Annotated in this window: 15 protein-coding genes, 3 tRNA genes and 1 pseudogene; 9 read left to right on the plus strand and 10 right to left on the minus strand. The window is 66.0% G+C overall.

Going from position 1 to position 16,223, the window contains the following annotated elements; all coding sequences use genetic code 11:
- The first annotated feature begins 181 nt into the window (after positions 1 to 181).
- Positions 182 to 448, plus strand: a complete 267-nt coding sequence (locus BM297_RS05095) for a DUF4404 family protein (protein ID WP_092428956.1) — start codon at positions 182 to 184, stop codon at positions 446 to 448.
- A gap of 75 nt (positions 449 to 523) precedes the next feature.
- Here BM297_RS05095 and queF read toward each other — a convergent pair whose 3' ends face one another.
- The 3 genes from queF to BM297_RS05110 form a co-directional block, all read right to left on the minus strand.
- Entirely contained in the window at positions 524 to 1,354 is an 831-nt protein-coding gene (queF, locus tag BM297_RS05100; protein WP_092428958.1) for an NADPH-dependent 7-cyano-7-deazaguanine reductase QueF, read from the minus strand.
- 82 nt (positions 1,355 to 1,436) lie between these two features.
- Positions 1,437 to 2,216: an ABC transporter permease gene (locus BM297_RS05105; protein ID WP_092428960.1), complete on the minus strand. Its 780-nt coding sequence runs from the start codon at positions 2,214 to 2,216 to the stop codon at positions 1,437 to 1,439.
- Complete coding sequence (locus BM297_RS05110) at positions 2,217 to 3,146, minus strand: ABC transporter ATP-binding protein (protein WP_092428962.1); 930 nt, start codon at positions 3,144 to 3,146, stop codon at positions 2,217 to 2,219.
- 153 nt (positions 3,147 to 3,299) lie between these two features.
- On the opposite strand from BM297_RS05110, the gene BM297_RS05115 reads away from it, so the two are divergent.
- Positions 3,300 to 3,710 carry a PA2817 family protein gene (locus BM297_RS05115; protein WP_092428964.1) on the plus strand — a complete coding sequence of 137 codons (411 nt, stop codon included), beginning with the start codon at positions 3,300 to 3,302 and terminating at the stop codon, positions 3,708 to 3,710.
- 109 nt (positions 3,711 to 3,819) lie between these two features.
- On the opposite strand, the gene BM297_RS05120 is transcribed toward BM297_RS05115, so the two are convergent.
- The 3 genes from BM297_RS05120 to BM297_RS05130 form a co-directional block, all read right to left on the minus strand.
- Positions 3,820 to 3,895, minus strand: a tRNA-Gly gene (locus BM297_RS05120).
- Positions 3,896 to 3,984: 89 nt separating this feature from the next.
- Positions 3,985 to 4,060: transfer RNA gene (locus BM297_RS05125), tRNA-Gly, on the minus strand.
- A 5-nt stretch (positions 4,061 to 4,065) separates the two neighbouring features.
- A tRNA-Glu gene (locus BM297_RS05130) sits at positions 4,066 to 4,141 on the minus strand.
- A gap of 276 nt (positions 4,142 to 4,417) precedes the next feature.
- On the opposite strand from BM297_RS05130, the gene BM297_RS05135 reads away from it, so the two are divergent.
- Entirely contained in the window at positions 4,418 to 5,092 is a 675-nt protein-coding gene (locus tag BM297_RS05135; protein WP_092428966.1) for a glutathione S-transferase family protein, read from the plus strand.
- A 61-nt stretch (positions 5,093 to 5,153) separates the two neighbouring features.
- On the opposite strand, the gene BM297_RS05140 is transcribed toward BM297_RS05135, so the two are convergent.
- Entirely contained in the window at positions 5,154 to 6,056 is a 903-nt protein-coding gene (locus tag BM297_RS05140) for an ATP-binding protein (protein ID WP_092428968.1), read from the minus strand.
- A gap of 107 nt (positions 6,057 to 6,163) precedes the next feature.
- On the opposite strand from BM297_RS05140, the gene BM297_RS05145 reads away from it, so the two are divergent.
- Positions 6,164 to 8,488 carry a hybrid sensor histidine kinase/response regulator gene (locus tag BM297_RS05145; protein WP_092428970.1) on the plus strand — a complete coding sequence of 775 codons (2,325 nt, stop codon included), beginning with the start codon at positions 6,164 to 6,166 and terminating at the stop codon, positions 8,486 to 8,488.
- Between the two features lie 119 nt (positions 8,489 to 8,607).
- Here BM297_RS05145 and msrB read toward each other — a convergent pair whose 3' ends face one another.
- Positions 8,608 to 9,003, minus strand: coding sequence for a peptide-methionine (R)-S-oxide reductase MsrB (gene msrB / locus BM297_RS05150; protein ID WP_092428972.1), 396 nt, complete (start codon positions 9,001 to 9,003; stop codon positions 8,608 to 8,610).
- A 171-nt stretch (positions 9,004 to 9,174) separates the two neighbouring features.
- Between msrB and BM297_RS05155 the strand changes: the two genes are divergently transcribed.
- The 4 genes from BM297_RS05155 to BM297_RS05170 all read left to right on the plus strand — a co-directional run bounded on the left by BM297_RS05155 (position 9,175) and on the right by BM297_RS05170 (position 12,625).
- Complete coding sequence (locus BM297_RS05155) at positions 9,175 to 10,386, plus strand: pyridoxal phosphate-dependent aminotransferase (RefSeq protein WP_092428974.1); 1,212 nt, start codon at positions 9,175 to 9,177, stop codon at positions 10,384 to 10,386.
- 51 nt (positions 10,387 to 10,437) lie between these two features.
- A complete protein-coding gene (locus BM297_RS05160) occupies positions 10,438 to 10,890 on the plus strand; it encodes a hypothetical protein (RefSeq protein WP_092428976.1) in 453 nt (150 codons plus the stop codon).
- 90 nt (positions 10,891 to 10,980) lie between these two features.
- Positions 10,981 to 11,856, plus strand: a complete 876-nt coding sequence (gene htpX, locus BM297_RS05165) for a protease HtpX (RefSeq protein ID WP_092428978.1) — start codon at positions 10,981 to 10,983, stop codon at positions 11,854 to 11,856.
- A 121-nt stretch (positions 11,857 to 11,977) separates the two neighbouring features.
- Positions 11,978 to 12,625, plus strand: a complete 648-nt coding sequence (locus BM297_RS05170; protein WP_092428979.1) for a DUF2959 domain-containing protein — start codon at positions 11,978 to 11,980, stop codon at positions 12,623 to 12,625.
- A 36-nt stretch (positions 12,626 to 12,661) separates the two neighbouring features.
- On the opposite strand, the gene BM297_RS05175 is transcribed toward BM297_RS05170, so the two are convergent.
- Positions 12,662 to 13,318 carry a thiopurine S-methyltransferase gene (locus BM297_RS05175; protein ID WP_092428981.1) on the minus strand — a complete coding sequence of 219 codons (657 nt, stop codon included), beginning with the start codon at positions 13,316 to 13,318 and terminating at the stop codon, positions 12,662 to 12,664.
- A gap of 109 nt (positions 13,319 to 13,427) precedes the next feature.
- Between BM297_RS05175 and BM297_RS05180 the strand changes: the two genes are divergently transcribed.
- Entirely contained in the window at positions 13,428 to 14,195 is a 768-nt protein-coding gene (locus tag BM297_RS05180) for a DODA-type extradiol aromatic ring-opening family dioxygenase (protein ID WP_092428983.1), read from the plus strand.
- A gap of 120 nt (positions 14,196 to 14,315) precedes the next feature.
- On the opposite strand, the pseudogene BM297_RS05185 reads toward BM297_RS05180, so the two are convergent.
- Positions 14,316 to 16,033, minus strand: a pseudogene (locus BM297_RS05185) (DEAD/DEAH box helicase).
- Between the last annotated feature and the right edge of the window lie 190 nt (positions 16,034 to 16,223).

Genomic DNA, 16,223 nt, shown 5'->3' on the forward strand with positions numbered 1-16,223 from the left:
CCGGCCGCCTCGACCGACCATATTTCAGCCGCGCAGTATATGCTTGTCGAAATTTTTTGCAGCCACTACCGACCAATGAGCCTTGATGCGGATCACCCGCAAAGCCGCGCGGTAGGTTAGTCTTGCAAACAGAAGCTGGCCGTCGCAGCCCCGGCCGAACCACTGCAGAAGGAAGATCGCAATGCCCGAACGCCAACTCCAGCAGCAACTGCAAGACCTGCGCAACCAGCTGGCCGAGGATCCGCCACTGAGCGACGAGGACAAGGCCGCGCTGATCGAACTGATGAGTGAGATCGAGGTGCAGCTGGCCCGCGAACTGGCCAGCGCGCCGGACGCCAGCCTGGTCGACGGCGTCAACCTGGCGGTGGAGCGCTTCGAGGTCAGCCATCCGACCCTGGCCGGGAGCCTGCGCTCGATCCTGCAGACCCTGGCCAACATGGGCATCTGAGTTTCACCCGCAATGAAAGTGAAAAAGCCGGCCTGTTTCCCAGGCCGGCTTTTTCATGTCTGCGGCATCGGCAAGCTACTGGCGCACCAGGCGCCGGTTGTCCGGACTGGGCGCATGGGTGCTGCGGTACGGATTGATGTCCAGCCCGCCGCGGCGCACGTAGCGCGCATGCACGCTCAGGCGCTCGGGCTGCAGCAGGGTCTTGAGATCGAGATAGATGCGCTCGACGCACTGCTCGTGGAAGTCGCCATGCATGCGCAGCGACACCACATAGGCCAGCAGCGCGGCGCGATCCAGCGCCGGGCCGGTGTAGTCGATGACCACCGTGCCCCAGTCCGGCTGGCCGGTGACCGGACAGTTGGACTTGAGCAGATTGCTGTGCAGGGTTTCGCTGACCACGCGCGAGCGGTCGCAGAGCAGCAGCCCGGCATCCGGCGGACCGTAGTGGTCGATGGCGATGTCCTGCTCGTCGAGGCAGTCGCCGGCCGGGCGCGCCACGCCCTCCTCCGCCACTTCATCCAGGCTGCGCACGCGCACCGCGACCGGCGCACCGGCAGCGGCCGACAGGTCGCGCGCCAGCACCTCGACCAGCGCCGCGCGGCTGGCGAAGCGGGTCTGGTTCAGCGAGTTGAGGTACAGCTTGAACGACTTGGACTCGATGATGCAGGGCGAGTGCGCCGGAATGGCGAACTCGCCGATGGCCACCACCGGCTTGCCCTTTTCGGTCAGCCAGGACAGCTCGTAGCAGTTCCACAGATCGACGCCCTGGAACGGCAGCGCCGCCGGATCGATACCCAGCTCCAGCCACTTGGCCGTGCGCGGGATGGGGAACAGCAACTCGGGGGCATACTCGGCCACGTACTCGGTGGTCTTGCCCAGCGGGGAATGATGGACGTCTTGCGCCATGACCTGCTCGATAAACGAAGAAAACGCTGAAGCGTGACGGCCGCGGGCGGCAAACGCAAGCCCGCCCGGCGGCCGCTCGCCCTTACTGGCGCATGCCGATGCCACGGCTGAGCAGCTGGTAGCAGGCGATGTACAGCACGGCCGCCGCCAGCAGCATCAGACCGAGGGCGGTGCCGATATGGATGTCGGAGACGCCGAGGATGCCATAGCGGAAGGCATTGACCATGTGCAGGATCGGGTTGGCCAGCGATACCGTCTGCCAGAACGGCGAGAGCATGCTGATCGAGTAGAACACCCCGCCCAGATAGGTCAGCGGCGTCAGCACGAAGGTCGGGATGATCGAGATATCGTCGAAGTTGCGCGCATACACCGCGTTGATGAACCCGCACAGCGCGAAGATGGTCGCCGCCAGCAGGATCACCAGCACGGTGACGCCGGCATGGTGCACCTGCAGGTCGGTGAAGAACAGCGACAGCGTGGTGACGATGGCCGCCACCGCCAGGCCGCGCAGCACGCCGCCGAGGACGAAGCCGACCAGGATCACGTGCGGCGAGGTCGGCGATACCAGCAGCTCCTCGACCGAGCGCTGGAACTTGGCGCCGAAGAAGCTCGATACCACGTTGCCGTAGGAGTTGGTGATCACCGACATCATGATCAGACCGGGGACGATGTATTCCATGTAGGAAAACCCGCCCATGTCGCCGATCTGCCGGCCGATCAGGTTGCCGAAGATGACGAAGTACAGAACCATGGTGATCGCCGGAGGCAGCAGGGTCTGTGGCCAGATGCGGGTGAAACGGCGCACTTCCTTGCGCACGATGGTTTGCAGGGCGACCCAGTTGGCACGCAGTTCGACAGACATTCACTGGCCTCCGGCGAGATTCTTTTCCACCAGGGAGACGAACAGCTCCTCCAGGCGGTTGGTCTTGTTGCGCAGGCTGAGCACCTCGATGCCTTGCGCGGCGAGCTGGGCGAACAGCTCGTTGAGGCCCTGACTCTTCTCCACCTGCACCTCGAGGGTCAGCGGATCGACCAGCTGGGCCGGATAACCGGCCAGCGCGGGCAGTGCGGCAAGCGGGCTGCGCAGGTCGAACAGGAAGGTCTCCACATGCAGCTTCATCAGCAGCTCGCGCATGCTGGTGTTCTCGACGATGCGCCCGTGGTCGATGATGCCGATGTTGCGGCACAGCTGCTCGGCCTCCTCCAGGTAGTGGGTGGTGAGGATGATGGTGATGCCCTGGCGGTTCAGCTCGGTCAGGAAGGTCCACATCGAGCGGCGCAGCTCGATGTCGACGCCGGCGGTGGGCTCGTCGAGGATCAGCAGGCGCGGCTGGTGGATCAGCGCGCGGGCGATCATCAGGCGGCGCTTCATGCCGCCGGAGAGCATGCGCGAGGGCACGTTGCGCTTGTCCCACAGCCCCAGCTCGGTGAGGTAGTGCTCGGCGCGCTCGCCGGCGATGCGCGCCGGAATGCCGTAGTAGCCGGCCTGGGCGACGAGGATGTCGAAGGCCTTCTCGAACTGGTTGAAGTTGAACTCCTGCGGCACCACGCCGAGGCAGCGCTTGAGCCCGGACGGATCGCGGTCGAGATCGTGACCGAACACCTCGACCGTACCGCCGCTCTTGTTCACCAGCGTGGAGAGGATGCCGATGGTGGTGGACTTGCCCGCCCCGTTGGGGCCGAGCAGGGCGAAGAAGTCGCCTTCGGCGACATCCAGATCGATGCCCTTGAGGGCCTGGAAGCCGTTGCCGTAGGTCTTGGTCAACTGGCGAATGGTCAATGCGGAAGTCATGAAGGGATGCACGCGCGGAAAATCGAGTGCACTAGATAGGGGTTCGCCGCCGCAAATGCAACCTCCAGGGCCACCGACAGCCGCGTTTGCGGGCGCTAATCGCACTCCTTGCAGCTGCTATACTCGCCCGCCGTTTTACTGCCGGATTCTGCCATGGCCACCACCTACATCGACCATCACCTCGCCCTGCTCACCCACCTGCGCACCATCCTGGCTGCCCTGGGCGAGGCCGAACAGGTACCGGAAGAGAACCACGCGCTGTTTCTCGAGCGCTTCGACGAGCTGATGGCCGAGCTGCCGCGCCAGCCTGAAGATGCCATGGCGCAGGGTCAGGAACTGATCGTCCAGGTGTTCCATCGTTACCCGCAGATCGCCCACCTGATCCCGCGCGACCTGCTGTGGTTCTTCGCCGGCGACTGCCTGCACTACATGCCGGACGAGGAGATCGAGTTGTACCAGCAACTCGACGAGCGCCGCTTCGCCGCCGAGGAGGATGGCGAGGAGTTCGATTGGGAGCGGGAGAAGCAGCTGCTCGCCCTGCCGGACGACAGCCCGCGCCACTGAGCCGCCAGCAGCCTCCCCGACCTTGCCAGGTCGGGAGCTGCCCGGCGCAGGCCTTGCGTGAAAAACGCGCATAAAAAAACGCCACCGGGAGGTGGCGTTTTTTCGTATCTGGAGCGGGAAACGAGACTCGAACTCGCGACCCCGACCTTGGCAAGGTCGTGCTCTACCAACTGAGCTATTCCCGCAATAACCCTTTCGGGCGCTCAGGCATCGCTGCCTGCTGATCCCGGCTTTCGCCTCTGGATCACGCATCGCTTGCGCGTTGCGTTGAATTTGGAGCGGGAAACGAGACTCGAACTCGCGACCCCGACCTTGGCAAGGTCGTGCTCTACCAACTGAGCTATTCCCGCAAAAGTGGCGTCCCCTAGGGGACTCGAACCCCTGTTACCGCCGTGAAAGGGCGGTGTCCTAGGCCACTAGACGAAGGGGACGCGGCCTGGAACTTATAACAGCCATGACTGCCACATTTCCAACCTTCCCGCTTGACACTTACTTCGGCTTTCGCCTTGTTTCGCGCTTTGCTTGGGAAGTGCGCGCATTCTAGGGAGCCACCTCGAGATCGTCAACCCCAATTTGAATGTTTTTTTAAATCAATGGGTTGCATTGAAAACCGGGCATCGCCGCAAGCGTTTCGAGGCGCAGTGACAGCCCGTCTGCGCATGCTATAAAAGCGGCAGCCAACCCACCGAACAAACAGGACCTACCCCATGAGCATGACCGTCTACGGCGCGCCGCTATCCCCCTTCGTGCGCAAGGTCCGCCTGCTGCTGGCGGAAAAGGGACTCGACTACCAGCTGGAAATCGTCGCCCCCTTCCACCAGCCCGACTGGTTCTTCGAGATCAGCCCGCTGGGCCGCATTCCCGGCTTCAAGGATGGCGATCTGGCCCTCGCCGACTCCAGCGTGATCGGCCAGTACATCGAGGAGCAGCATCCCGAGGCGCCCACGCTGTACGGCCAGACCGCGGCGGAAAAGGCGCGTATCCGCTGGCTGGAGAAATACGCCGACTACGAGCTGGCACCGCTGACCACCTTCGCCATATTCCTCAACCGCGCGCTCAACCCGACCATGGGCAAGGCCTGCAATGAAGAAGCGGTGCAGAAGGCGCTGGTCGAGAAGCTGCCGAAGCACTTCGATTACCTGGAGAAGGCTCTCGACGGTGGCGACTATCTGGTCGGCAATCGCCTGAGCGCGGCCGACCTGGCCTTCGCCTGCCAGCTGATCAACATGCAGCATGGCCGCGAGTCGCTCGACGCCGCCCGCTGGCCGGGACTGGCCGCCCTGCAGGCGCGTCTGTGCCAGCGCGACAGCATCCAGGCCATCCTGCCGGACGAGTGCCGCATTCTGGAAAAACTGCTGGCCCGCGCCCAGGCTACCGCCTGAGCCGCCTGGTTGAGTCAACCGCCAGGCCGGCAACGGCGCTCATCACGGGCCTGGCTCCAGCTCAACCCGGCGACGACTCGCCACCGTCGAGCAGCGCGCAGCCGACCCAGTGACGGGCGAACTGCTGGGCGCAGCGGCCGTTGCGGTTGCCGCGCCCGGTGGCCCAGCGGATCGCCGCCTTCTCCAGCGCCTCGCTCCATTGCCAGCGCAAGTCTGCCTGCATGGCCAAAGTCGCCACCCAGTGCTGCACCACCTGCAGGTATTCCGGCTGGGTGAACGGATAGAAGGACAGCCACAGGCCGAAGCGATCGGACAGGGCGACCTTGTCTTCCACCGCCTCGGAGGGATGCACCTCGCCATCGACCTGCTGCCAGTCCAGATTGTCGCTCTGCCGCTCGGGCAGCAGGTGGCGGCGGTTGGAGGTGGCGTACAGCAATACATTGTCCGGCGCCTGCTCCAGCGAGCCGTCCAGCACGCTCTTGAGCACCCGGTAATCACCCTCGCCAGCCTCGAAGGACAGGTCGTCACAGAACAGCACGAAGCGTTGCGGCAAGCCGGCCAGTTGCTCGACCACCCGCGGCAGCTCGGCCAGATCGTCGCGCTCGATCTCGATCAGGCGTAGCCCGTCCTCGGCATACTCGGCCAGCAGCGCCCGTACCAGCGAGGACTTGCCGGTGCCCCGCGCGCCCCACAGCAGTGCATGGTTGGCCGGCAGGCCGGCGACGAACTGGCGGGTATTGCGCCCCAACTGCTCGCGCTGGCGATCGACACCGAGCAGATCGTGCAGGTGCAGATCCAGGCGCACCTGCAGCGGCCGCAGTGTGCCGTGCCGCCCTTCACGCTGCCAGCGGGCTGCCAGGCAGGTGTTCCAGTCGATCCGCTGCGCCGGTTCCGGCAGCAGCGGCTGCACGCGCTCGAGCACCTGCTCGACGCGCGCCAGAAATTCACTCAAACGATTGTCCACGCACGACTCCCTGTTACGAACTGAGACACCCGCAGTGCCGGGGCAGACGCGCAATCGGCTATTCTTCGCCTCCGCTCCGCACATCGGGCTGCACCAGCTTAATTTATATGGATATTCCTCTCACGCAGCGGCTCTCCTTCAAGCAGGCCGGCCTCGCCGTCGTCGTCGCCTTTGTCCTCGGCGCCCTGTTCAGCCTGATCCAGGTGGCCCTCGATTATGCCAGCGAGGATGCCACCATCAACCACGAAGCCCGCACCCTGCTGGCGATCAGCCATGCCCCGGCGGCGCGGGTGCTCTACAACTGGGACGAGAAACTGGCCGGGGAATTGATGCAGGGACTGCTGCAGGCGCCCGCGGTACTGCACGCCGAACTGCTCGATCACGGCGGCATGCCGCTGGCCAGCGCCCGCCGCGACGCCTACCCGGATGGCTGGCAACGCCGCCTCAGCGACCTGCTGTTCGGCAGCCGGCGCAGCTTCGTCGACCCACTGCCATTGCCGCAGCATTCCAGGGCCCAGCCCGGCCTGCAGCGCATCGAGATCGACACCTATAGCTACGGCAGCCGCTTTCTCCATCGCGCAGGCATCACCCTGGCCGGCGGCTTTGTCAGCAGCCTGCTGCTCAGCCTGACCCTGTTCGGCCTGTCCTATCTGCTGCTGACCCGCCCGCTGAGCAGCCTGATCAACGACCTCGGCAAGCGCGACCCACGCCTCGCCGAGCAGCCGCCGCTGCGCTGCCCAAGCGGCCACCAGCACGACGAAATCGGCCTACTGGTCGACTCCTGCAACCGCCAACTGGCCCTGCTTGGCAACGAGATCGCCCAGCGCCGCGCCGCCGAAGAGCACCTGACCCTCTCGCTGGGCGAGCTGGAAGAGCGCGTACACGAACGCACCCGCGCACTGGAAAGCAGCAATCGCGAGCTGCTCGGCGCCAACCGCGAGCTGCAGCAGGCGCAACGCACCACCCTGGAAATGGCCCAGGCACGCGCGCACTTCTTCGCCAGCATGAGCCACGAAATACGCACCCCGCTCAACGGCCTGCTCGGCATGCTGTCCCTCGCGCTGGACAATTCGCTGTCGACGCAGCTGCGCCAACAACTGACCATCGCCCACGACTCCGGACGCACCCTGGTGGAACTGCTCAACGGCGTGCTCGACCTGTCCAAGTTCGACGCCGGCCAGCTCGAACTGGAGCAGACGCCCTTCGACCTCGCCAGCCTGGTCGAAGAAACCGCCGGCCTGCTGGCGCAGAATGCCGCACCCGGGGTCGAGCTGACCTGCCTGGTCGCGCCCGACCTGCCCGGCGAGGTCGTCGGCGACCCGCTGCGCATCCGGCAGATCGTCAGCAACCTGCTGTCCAATGCCCTCAAGTTCACCCGCCATGGCCGCGTGGATGTCCGCCTGATCGCCAATCCCGACGGCATCCTGCTCGAAGTGCGCGACACCGGCATCGGCATCTCCCGCGAAGCGCTGTCGCGAATCTTCCAGCCCTTCGTCCAGGCCGAAGCCGGCATCAGCCGCCAGTTCGGCGGCACCGGCCTGGGCCTGACCCTGACCCGGCGCCTGTGCGAAGCCATGCGCGGCACCCTGGAGGTGGATTCCCAGCCAGGCCTGGGCAGTCGCTTCAGCGTGCGCCTGCCACTGGCGACCCACGCCGCAGCGACCGCCCTGCCGCCACTGCACGGCAAGGTGGTCGCGCTGTGCTCGCGGCGCAGCGGTCTCAGCGAGTTGCTGGAAACCTGGCTGCCGAGCTGGGGGGTGGCTTTCCAGCGTCTGGATACCGATGCCAGCCTGAGGGGGATCGAGGTCGACCTGCTGATCTCCGACTGCCCGGATTGCCTGTTCGGCCGCCGCCCGCTGGTCGACGCACCCATCCTGCTGGTCAGCGCCTACGGCGACTTCCTCCCCGACGAGGAAGCCGAGCGCCTGCAACCGCTGGAACAGCTGCCCAGGCCGCTACCCCGCGCCGCGCTGTACCAGGCCCTGCAGCGCGGCCTGAGCCGCTGCATGGCACCGTCGGCAGTGGCCAGCAGCACACAGCCCGGCCGCCCTCCGCGCATCCTGCTGGTGGAGGACAACCCGGTGAACCAGCTGGTGGTGAAGGGCCTGCTCGGCCGGCTCGGCCTGACGGTGGAGGTTGCCCGCCAGGGCGAAGAGGCCCTGAAGATCCTGCGCCAGCAGGATTTCGATCTGGTCCTGATGGACTGCAACATGCCATTGATGGATGGCTACGAGGCCACACGCGAGATTCGCCGCAGCGGCCGGCAGACCGGCCTGCCGGTGATCGCCCTCACCGCCAACGCCATGCCCGAGGAGCGCGAGCGCTGCCGGCGGGCCGGCATGAACGATTACCTGAGCAAGCCGCTGCGCCGCGAGGAACTGGAGGCCGTCCTCGAACGCTGGCTGCCACAGGGCTGCCCGCAACCAAGCTGAGGAGCCGACCACTCCTGGCCACGGCATCTGGCCAGCGCAGCACTGCGCACAAATCACTTTAACTTAAAGAAAATATGCTTTTATTTCAGTACCTTACACTGGCAACTGAATGCATTCTCTCACTCGACGGGCTTGAGGCGCAGGGCCACCGAGTTGATGCAGTAGCGCAATCCGGTCGGCTCCGGCCCGTCCGGGAACACATGCCCCAGGTGGGCATCGCAACGCGCACAGAGCACCTCGATGCGGTGCATGCCATGGCTGAAATCCTCCACCCGGCGCAGCGCGTCGGCGGAAACCGGCTGGAAATAGCTCGGCCAGCCACTGCCGGAGTCGTACTTGGCATCCGAGTCGAACAGCGGCGCATCGCAGCAGGCGCAGTGGTAGATGCCCGGGGTCTTGCAGTGGTAGTACTCGCCGCTGAAGGCGCGCTCGGTGCCCTTGAGTCGGCAGATCTGGAACTGGCTTTCCGACAACTCCTCGCGCCACTCATCCAGGGGCTTTTCGACCTTTTGCATGTAAAACACCTCGCCTTGGAAAAAAGCCCACCCCTTCCCTTTCACCGGGCCCGGGGCAGTCGTATGATGCTCGGCTTTCAGTCTGTCACCCGCGTTTGAGCCTGCCAAGCCGCCCCCGGACGATTTGCGCCAGCGCCGAATGCCGGGCGCTGGTTATATCGGGGTTCCCTCATGCAGGTCAGCAAATCCAACAAGCTCGCCAACGTCTGCTATGACATCCGCGGGCCGGTACTCAAGCACGCCAAACGCCTCGAAGACGAGGGCCAGCGCATCCTCAAGCTGAACATCGGCAACCCCGCACCGTTCGGCTTCGAAGCGCCGGAGGAAATCCTCCAGGACGTGATCCGCAACCTGCCGATCTCCCAGGGCTACAGCGATTCCAAGGGCCTGTTCAGCGCGCGCAAGGCGGTGATGCAGTACTACCAGCAGAAGCAGGTGGAAGGCATCGGCATCGAGGACATCTACCTCGGCAACGGCGTGTCCGAGCTGATCGTCATGGTCCTGCAGGCGCTGCTCAACAACGGCGACGAGGTGTTGATCCCGGCCCCCGACTACCCGCTGTGGACCGCCGCGACCGCCCTGGCCGGCGGCAAGCCGGTGCACTACCTGTGCGACGAGCAGGCGAACTGGTATCCGGACATCGCCGACATCAAGGCGAAAGTCACCAGCAACACCAAGGCGATCCTGCTGATCAACCCGAACAACCCGACCGGCGCGGTGTATCCGAAGGAAGTGCTCGAAGAAATCATCGAGGTCGCCCGCCAGAACAACCTGGTGATCTTCTCCGACGAGATCTACGACAAGATCCTCTACGACGACGCCCAGCACATCTGCACCGCCTCGCTGGCCCCGGACGTGCTGTGCCTGACCTTCAACGGTCTGTCCAAGTCCTACCGCGTGGCCGGCTTCCGCTCCGGCTGGGTGGCCATTTCCGGCCCCAAGCACAAGGCCAAGAGCTACATCGAGGGTCTCGACATCCTCGCCAACATGCGCCTGTGCGCCAACGTGCCGGCGCAGCACGCGATCCAGACCGCCCTGGGTGGCTACCAGAGCATCAACGACCTGGTCCTGCCCGGCGGGCGCCTGCTCGAACAGCGCAACCGTACCTGGGAGCTGCTCAACGACATCCCCGGGGTCAGCTGCGTCAAGCCGATGGGCGCGCTCTACGCCTTCCCGAAGATCGACCCCAAGGTCTGCCCGATCCACAACGACGAAAAGTTCGTTCTCGACCTGCTGCTCTCCGAGAAGCTGCTGATCGTCCAGGGCACCGCCTTCAACTGGCCATGGCCGGACCACTTCCGCGTGGTCACCCTGCCTCGGGTCGACGACCTCGAGCTGGCCATCGGCCGCATCGGCAACTTCCTCAAGGGCTACCGCCAGTAACCCAGCCTGTCAGCCAGCCACCCGCCCGGGTGGCTGGTGCGAGTCCCCGCCATGGATCTGCAGATCACCGATTTCTACCACGACGCCAGCCGCGCCCTGCTCACCCTCTACCGGGTGTTCCCGCGCAAGACCACCCTCTACATCGACGACCTGATCGGCTACCACGAGCCCGACGAGTACGGCCTGCCCCACGTGCGCCACCAGAGCTGCCTGGGCACCCTGCTGTGGCTCGGCGAGGAAGGCTACCTGCGGCATGCCGGCACCCTCCACCACGAGGCGCTGGAGCAGGCGGTACTCAGCGAGAAGGGTTTCCTGCGCCTGAGCACCCGCATCGGCGATGCCGCACTGCAACACCGCGACCTGTCCACGAACGGGCCGTCCATGCGCGGCACGCTGGCCCGCCAGCTGCAGGAAACCCTGGCGCGCGGCGACGACGAGCAGCTGTCGCAGCTCGCCCGCCTGCTGTTCAACGCGAGCCAGAGCGGCTCGGGCGACACAGTTTGAAATAGCGCTCCTGTTGAATTACCCCCGCGGGCTCCCTTATATAGCCGCACAGACTCATCGCGACTCTGCCGCAAGGAGACGGTTTTAATCATGATGCGTATTCTGCTGTTCCTGGCCACTAACCTGGCCGTGCTGGTAATTGCCAGCATCACCCTCAAGCTGCTCGGGGTCGACCGTTTCACCGGTCAGAACTACGGCAGCCTGCTGGTGTTCTGCGCCGTGTTCGGTTTCGCCGGCTCGCTGGTCTCGCTGTTCATCTCCAAGTGGATGGCGAAGATGAGCACCGGCACCGAAATCATCAGCCAGCCACGCACCCGCCACGAGCAGTGGCTGCTGCAGACCGTCGAGCAACTGTCGCGCGATGCCGGCATCAAGATGCCCGAAGTCGGCATCTTCCCCGCCTACGAGGCCAACGCCTTCGCCACCGGCTGGAACAAGAACGACGCGCTGGTCGCGGTCAGCCAGGGCCTGCTCGAGCGCTTCTCGCCGGATGAGGTCAAGGCGGTACTGGCCCACGAGATCGGTCACGTGGCCAACGGCGACATGGTCACCCTGGCGCTGATCCAGGGCGTGGTGAACACCTTCGTGATGTTCTTCGCGCGCATCTTCGGCAATTTCGTCGACAAGGTGATCCTCAAGAACGAGGAAGGCCCGGGCATCGGCTACTTCGTCGCGACCATCTTCGCCGAACTGGTGCTGGGCATCCTCGCCAGCATCATCGTCATGTGGTTCTCGCGCAAACGCGAGTTCCGCGCCGACGAGTCCGGCGCCGACCTGGCCGGCACCGGCGCCATGATCGCCGCGCTGCAGCGCCTGCGCGCCGAACAAGGCGTGCCGGTGCACATGCCGGAAAGCATGACCGCCTTCGGCATCAACGGTGGTCTCAAGCACGGCCTGGCCGGCCTGCTGATGACCCACCCGCCGCTGGAAGACCGCATCGAGGCCCTGCGCCAGCGCGGCCGCTGATTGCCGGGCGACTCCCGCTGCACGGCGGGACAGGTTTCACATTGGGACAGGGCGACGCGAGTCGCCCTTTTTTTGTTCCGCCGCTACCATGGCCGGGTCATCCGCCTGCGAGAAACCCCCGATGCGCCGCCCCGCCGCCCTCGTCTTCGCCGCCCTGCTCCTGCTCTCCGGCTGCCAGAGCACCTACTACGCCGCCATGGAAAAGGTCGGCGTGCACAAGCGCGACATCCTCGTCGACCGCGTCGAGGAAGCCCGCGACGCCCAGCTGGACGCCAAGGAGCAGTTCCGCGACGCCCTCGAGCGCTACCGCAGCGTGGTGCAGGTCAACGGCGGCGAGCTGGAGGCGCGCTACGACGCCCTGAACAGCGAATACCTGGCCAGCGAGGAAAGCGCCAAGGCCGTGCGCCAGCGCATCAAGGCGGTCGAGGACGTCGCCGAGGCGTTGTTCGACGAATGGGAGGCCGAACTCGAGCAGTACAGCAACGCCAGCCTGCGCAGCACCAGCGCCCGCGAGCTGGCGCGCACCCGTCAGGACTACCGCACTCTGATCCAGCGCATGCAGGCCGCCGAGCGGCGCATCGAGCCGGTGCTCAGCGTGCTGCGCGACCAGGTGCTGTTCCTCAAGCACAACCTCAACGCCCGCGCCATCGGCGCACTCAAGGGCGAGTACCGCACCCTGCAGGGCAACGTCGACCAGCTGCTGCGCGACATGCAGCGTGCCATCGACGAGTCGGATGCCTTCGTGCGGCGCCTGCAGAGCGGCAACTGATGTACGCGGGGCCGCCACGGGCGGCCCCTTCGGCTGTTACAGGCGTGTCAGGCGATAGACGCGCTCGCGCAGACCACTCACTCCCAGCGCCAGGAAGCCGGCGTTTTCCGCCAGCACGTCCTCGTCCTTGAGCAGTTCGATCCGCCAGTCCTCACCGTAGAGTTCGCGCACCTCGCCGTCGCTCACCGCGAACGGTGGCCCCTTGCGCTCCTCCTGCGGGTAGTCGAGGGTCACCAGCAGACCACGGCAGCCGCTGGGCAGCAGCGAGCGCAGCTGCGCCACGTAGCGCCGGCGCATCTCCGGCGGCAGAGCGATCAGCGCCGCACGGTCGTAGTAGCCGACACAGCCCGCCGTCTGCGCCGGTGTGACGGCAAAGAAGTCGCCCTGCAGCACGACGACGCCCTCGGCCTGATGGCGGCGCAGGGCACCGTCGGCCATGGCCGGCGCGCTCAGGCCCTGCTCGGCGAAGAAGTCCTGAACCGCCTTCTCCGCCAGCTCGACACCCAGCACCGCGTAGCCCTGGGCCGCCAGCCAGGGCATATCGAGACTCTTGCCGCACAGCGGCACCAGCACCCGACTGCCCGGCGCCAGCTGCAGTTGCGGCCAGTATTCCTGCAGTGCGGGATTCACCTCGCCGCAGTGAAAGCCGATCTCGTTGCGCGCCCAGCGCGCCTGCCAGAACTCCTCGTGCATCGGGGCCTCCCTTTGATTGCCTGATTCGATTCAAACGGTCGAAAACTTATACTGGATTTCGATGATTCACCTGCCGAAGATAGCAACATCGCCATCCAGAGACACCCCCATGCTGCCCAGCCTGTTCATCTCCCACGGCTCGCCGATGGTCGCCCTGCAGCCCGGCGACACCGGCCGCGCCCTCGCCCGCCTCGCTGGCGAGCTGCCGCGCCCCACGGCGATCCTGGTGGTTTCCGCACACTGGGAAACCGCCGACCTGCGCCTCACCTCGGCACCCCGCCAGCAGGCCTGGCACGACTTCTACGGCTTCCCGCCGGCGCTCTATGCCCTCGACTACGAGCCGCCGGGCGAGCCGCAACTGGCTCGGGAAATCGTCCAGCTGCTGGAGGCCGCCGGTCTGCCGGCGCAGCTCGACCCGCAGCGCCCGCTCGATCATGGCGCCTGGGTGCCGCTGCGGATGATGTATCCGCAAGCCGACATTCCCGTGCTGCAGCTGTCGCTGCCCAGCCGCCAGGGGCCGGCGCTGCAGACCCGCCTCGGCCGCCTCCTCGGTGGCCTGCGCGAGCGCGGCATCCTGCTGATCGGTTCGGGCAGCATCACCCACAACCTGCGCGAACTGGACTGGGATGCCGGCCCGGAGGTGGTCGAGCCCTGGGCCCGCGAATTCCGCGACTGGCTGGTGGAGCGCCTGCAGGCCGACGACGAGGCCGCCCTGCACGACTATCGCCAGCAGGCGCCCTGGGCGGTGCGCAGCCATCCCAGCGACGAGCACCTGCTGCCGCTGTTCTTCGCCCGCGGCGCCGGTGGCGAATTCCGCATCGAGTACCAGGGCTTCAGCAAGGCGACGATCAGCATGGATATCTATCGCTTCGACTGACCGGGACAGCCCAGCCGCTCCTCGGCGGACGCCCGAGCAGTCCGCCAGGCGGACCCAGCAACGAAAACGCCCCGACAAGTCGGGGCGTTTTGGCATTACCGGCACTCAGTCAGCGAATGCTCATTCCTCGTGGTAACGACGCAGGCGCAGGGCCTTGCCGGCGACACGGGTTTCCTTCAGACGACCGAGCAGGCGATCCAGGCCTTCTTCCGGCAGCTCGACCAGGCTGAAGGTCTCGCGCACCTGGATGCGACCGATGGCCTCGCGGACCATCTTGCCCTCGTTGATGATGGCACCGAGCAGGTTCTTGGCAGCGATGCCGTCGCGCTTGCCCAGCGCGGTACGGCAGCGCACGCGGCCTTCGGCCAGCGGCTCCATCGGACGACGCGGACGGGCTTCACCGCTGCGCTCGCCGGCACGCTCGGGGCGATCACCAGCCGGACGCTCGCGGGCCGCAGCCGGCGCTGCCGGCTGCTCGCGACGCACGCTTTCCAGATCCAGGGCCTGGCCCTGGGTCAGCTTGGCCAGCAGGGCGGCAGCCAGCTGCTCCGGAGTGCACTCCAGACGACGGCACAGCTCGGTACCGATCTCGCCACGGGCAGCCTCGGCGCCCTCCAGCAGCGGCTTGAGGCTGTTGGTCAGACGCTGCAGACGCGCTTCCAGCACGGTTTCGGCGTCCGGCATCTTGATCTCGGCAACCTTCTGCCCGGTGACACGCTCGATCACCTGCAGCATGCGGCGCTCGCGCGGGGTCACCAGCAGCAGCGCGCGACCGGTACGCCCGGCACGGCCGGTACGACCGATGCGGTGCACGTAGGACTCCGGGTCGTACGGCATGTCGATGTTGAACACGTGGGTGATGCGCGGCACGTCGAGACCGCGGGCGGCGACGTCGGTGGCGATCACGATGTCCAGGGTGCCGTCCTTGAGCGACTCGACCACACGCTCGCGCTGGGCCTGGGCGATGTCGCCGTTCAGCGCGGCGGCGCGGTAGCCGTTGCGCTCGAGCATCTCGGCGATGTCGAGGGTGGCCTGCTTGGTGCGCACGAAGCCGATCAACGCATCGAACTGCTCGACTTCCAGCAGACGCAGCACGGCGGCCTGCTTCTGGTCGGCATGCACCATCAGGTGGGCCTGCTCGATGCTCTCGACGGTCTGGGTCTTGGTGGCGATCTTGACGTGCTTCGGCGACTTCAGGTTGCGCTCGGCGATGGCACGGATCGAGGCCGGCAGGGTCGCGGAGAACAGCACGGTCTGGCGGCTTTCAGGCAGGGCCTGGAAGATCGCTTCGATGTCTTCCATGAAGCCGAGCTTGAGCATCTCGTCGGCCTCGTCGAGGACCAGGCGATCGACGGTGGACAGCAGCTTCTCGTCACGACGCAGGTGGTCGCACAGGCGGCCCGGGGTCGCTACCACGACCTGGGCGCCCTGGCGCAGGGCCTTGAGCTGCGGGCCCATGGGCGCGCCGCCGTAGACCGCCAGCACCTTCACGCCGCCCATGTCGCTGGAGTAGCGCTCGAAGGCCGCAGCGACCTGCAGGGCCAGCTCGCGGGTCGGGGTCAGGATGAGGATCTGCGGCTCGCGCCGGGCCGGGTCGAGCAGCGACAGCAGCGGCAGGGCGAAGGCCGCGGTCTTGCCGGTGCCGGTCTGCGCCTGGCCGATCATGTCGTGACCGGCGAGGATCACCGGAATCGACTGGGCCTGAATGGCGGACGGCTCTTCGTAGCCCACCGCAGTGATCGCGGAAAGCACAGCCGGGTGAAGATTGAGCGCGGCGAAGCCGCCAACGATAGATTCGGTCATGGGTGTTTGCCTCATGTACATCCGCAAAGACCCATGGCCAGCGCTGCGCCAGCCAAAAGCAAGACCCGAAGGGTCACCCTGGCAGCCTGGTCGGCGGGGATTTGCGAAATCGCGTGGAAAGGATAGTTCGTCAAGACGAGTCCGTAGAGACGGACGCACGGCGGAAGCAGCGCTTCCTGATGGTGCAGAGTTTGAACAGGGCGCGTCAAAGCCGGCGCGCACTAT

Origin of the sequence: Geopseudomonas sagittaria, assembly GCF_900115715.1 — a bacterium.
Taxonomy (GTDB): domain Bacteria; phylum Pseudomonadota; class Gammaproteobacteria; order Pseudomonadales; family Pseudomonadaceae; genus Geopseudomonas; species Geopseudomonas sagittaria.

What these genes read in the sequence shown, in the direction of transcription:
- BM297_RS05095 (WP_092428956.1), top strand. Translation starts at nt 182, where the DNA reads ATGCCCGAACGCCAACTCCAGCAGCAACTGCAAGACCTGCGCAACCAG.
- queF (WP_092428958.1), bottom strand. Translation starts at nt 1,354, where the DNA reads ATGGCGCAAGACGTCCATCATTCCCCGCTGGGCAAGACCACCGAGTAC.
- BM297_RS05105 (WP_092428960.1), bottom strand. Translation starts at nt 2,216, where the DNA reads ATGTCTGTCGAACTGCGTGCCAACTGGGTCGCCCTGCAAACCATCGTG.
- BM297_RS05110 (WP_092428962.1), bottom strand. Translation starts at nt 3,146, where the DNA reads ATGACTTCCGCATTGACCATTCGCCAGTTGACCAAGACCTACGGCAAC.
- BM297_RS05115 (WP_092428964.1), top strand. Translation starts at nt 3,300, where the DNA reads ATGGCCACCACCTACATCGACCATCACCTCGCCCTGCTCACCCACCTG.
- BM297_RS05135 (WP_092428966.1), top strand. Translation starts at nt 4,418, where the DNA reads ATGAGCATGACCGTCTACGGCGCGCCGCTATCCCCCTTCGTGCGCAAG.
- BM297_RS05145 (WP_092428970.1), top strand. Translation starts at nt 6,164, where the DNA reads ATGGATATTCCTCTCACGCAGCGGCTCTCCTTCAAGCAGGCCGGCCTC.
- msrB (WP_092428972.1), bottom strand. Translation starts at nt 9,003, where the DNA reads ATGCAAAAGGTCGAAAAGCCCCTGGATGAGTGGCGCGAGGAGTTGTCG.
- BM297_RS05155 (WP_092428974.1), top strand. Translation starts at nt 9,175, where the DNA reads ATGCAGGTCAGCAAATCCAACAAGCTCGCCAACGTCTGCTATGACATC.
- BM297_RS05160 (WP_092428976.1), top strand. Translation starts at nt 10,438, where the DNA reads ATGGATCTGCAGATCACCGATTTCTACCACGACGCCAGCCGCGCCCTG.
- htpX (WP_092428978.1), top strand. Translation starts at nt 10,981, where the DNA reads ATGATGCGTATTCTGCTGTTCCTGGCCACTAACCTGGCCGTGCTGGTA.
- BM297_RS05170 (WP_092428979.1), top strand. Translation starts at nt 11,978, where the DNA reads ATGCGCCGCCCCGCCGCCCTCGTCTTCGCCGCCCTGCTCCTGCTCTCC.
- BM297_RS05175 (WP_092428981.1), bottom strand. Translation starts at nt 13,318, where the DNA reads ATGCACGAGGAGTTCTGGCAGGCGCGCTGGGCGCGCAACGAGATCGGC.
- BM297_RS05180 (WP_092428983.1), top strand. Translation starts at nt 13,428, where the DNA reads ATGCTGCCCAGCCTGTTCATCTCCCACGGCTCGCCGATGGTCGCCCTG.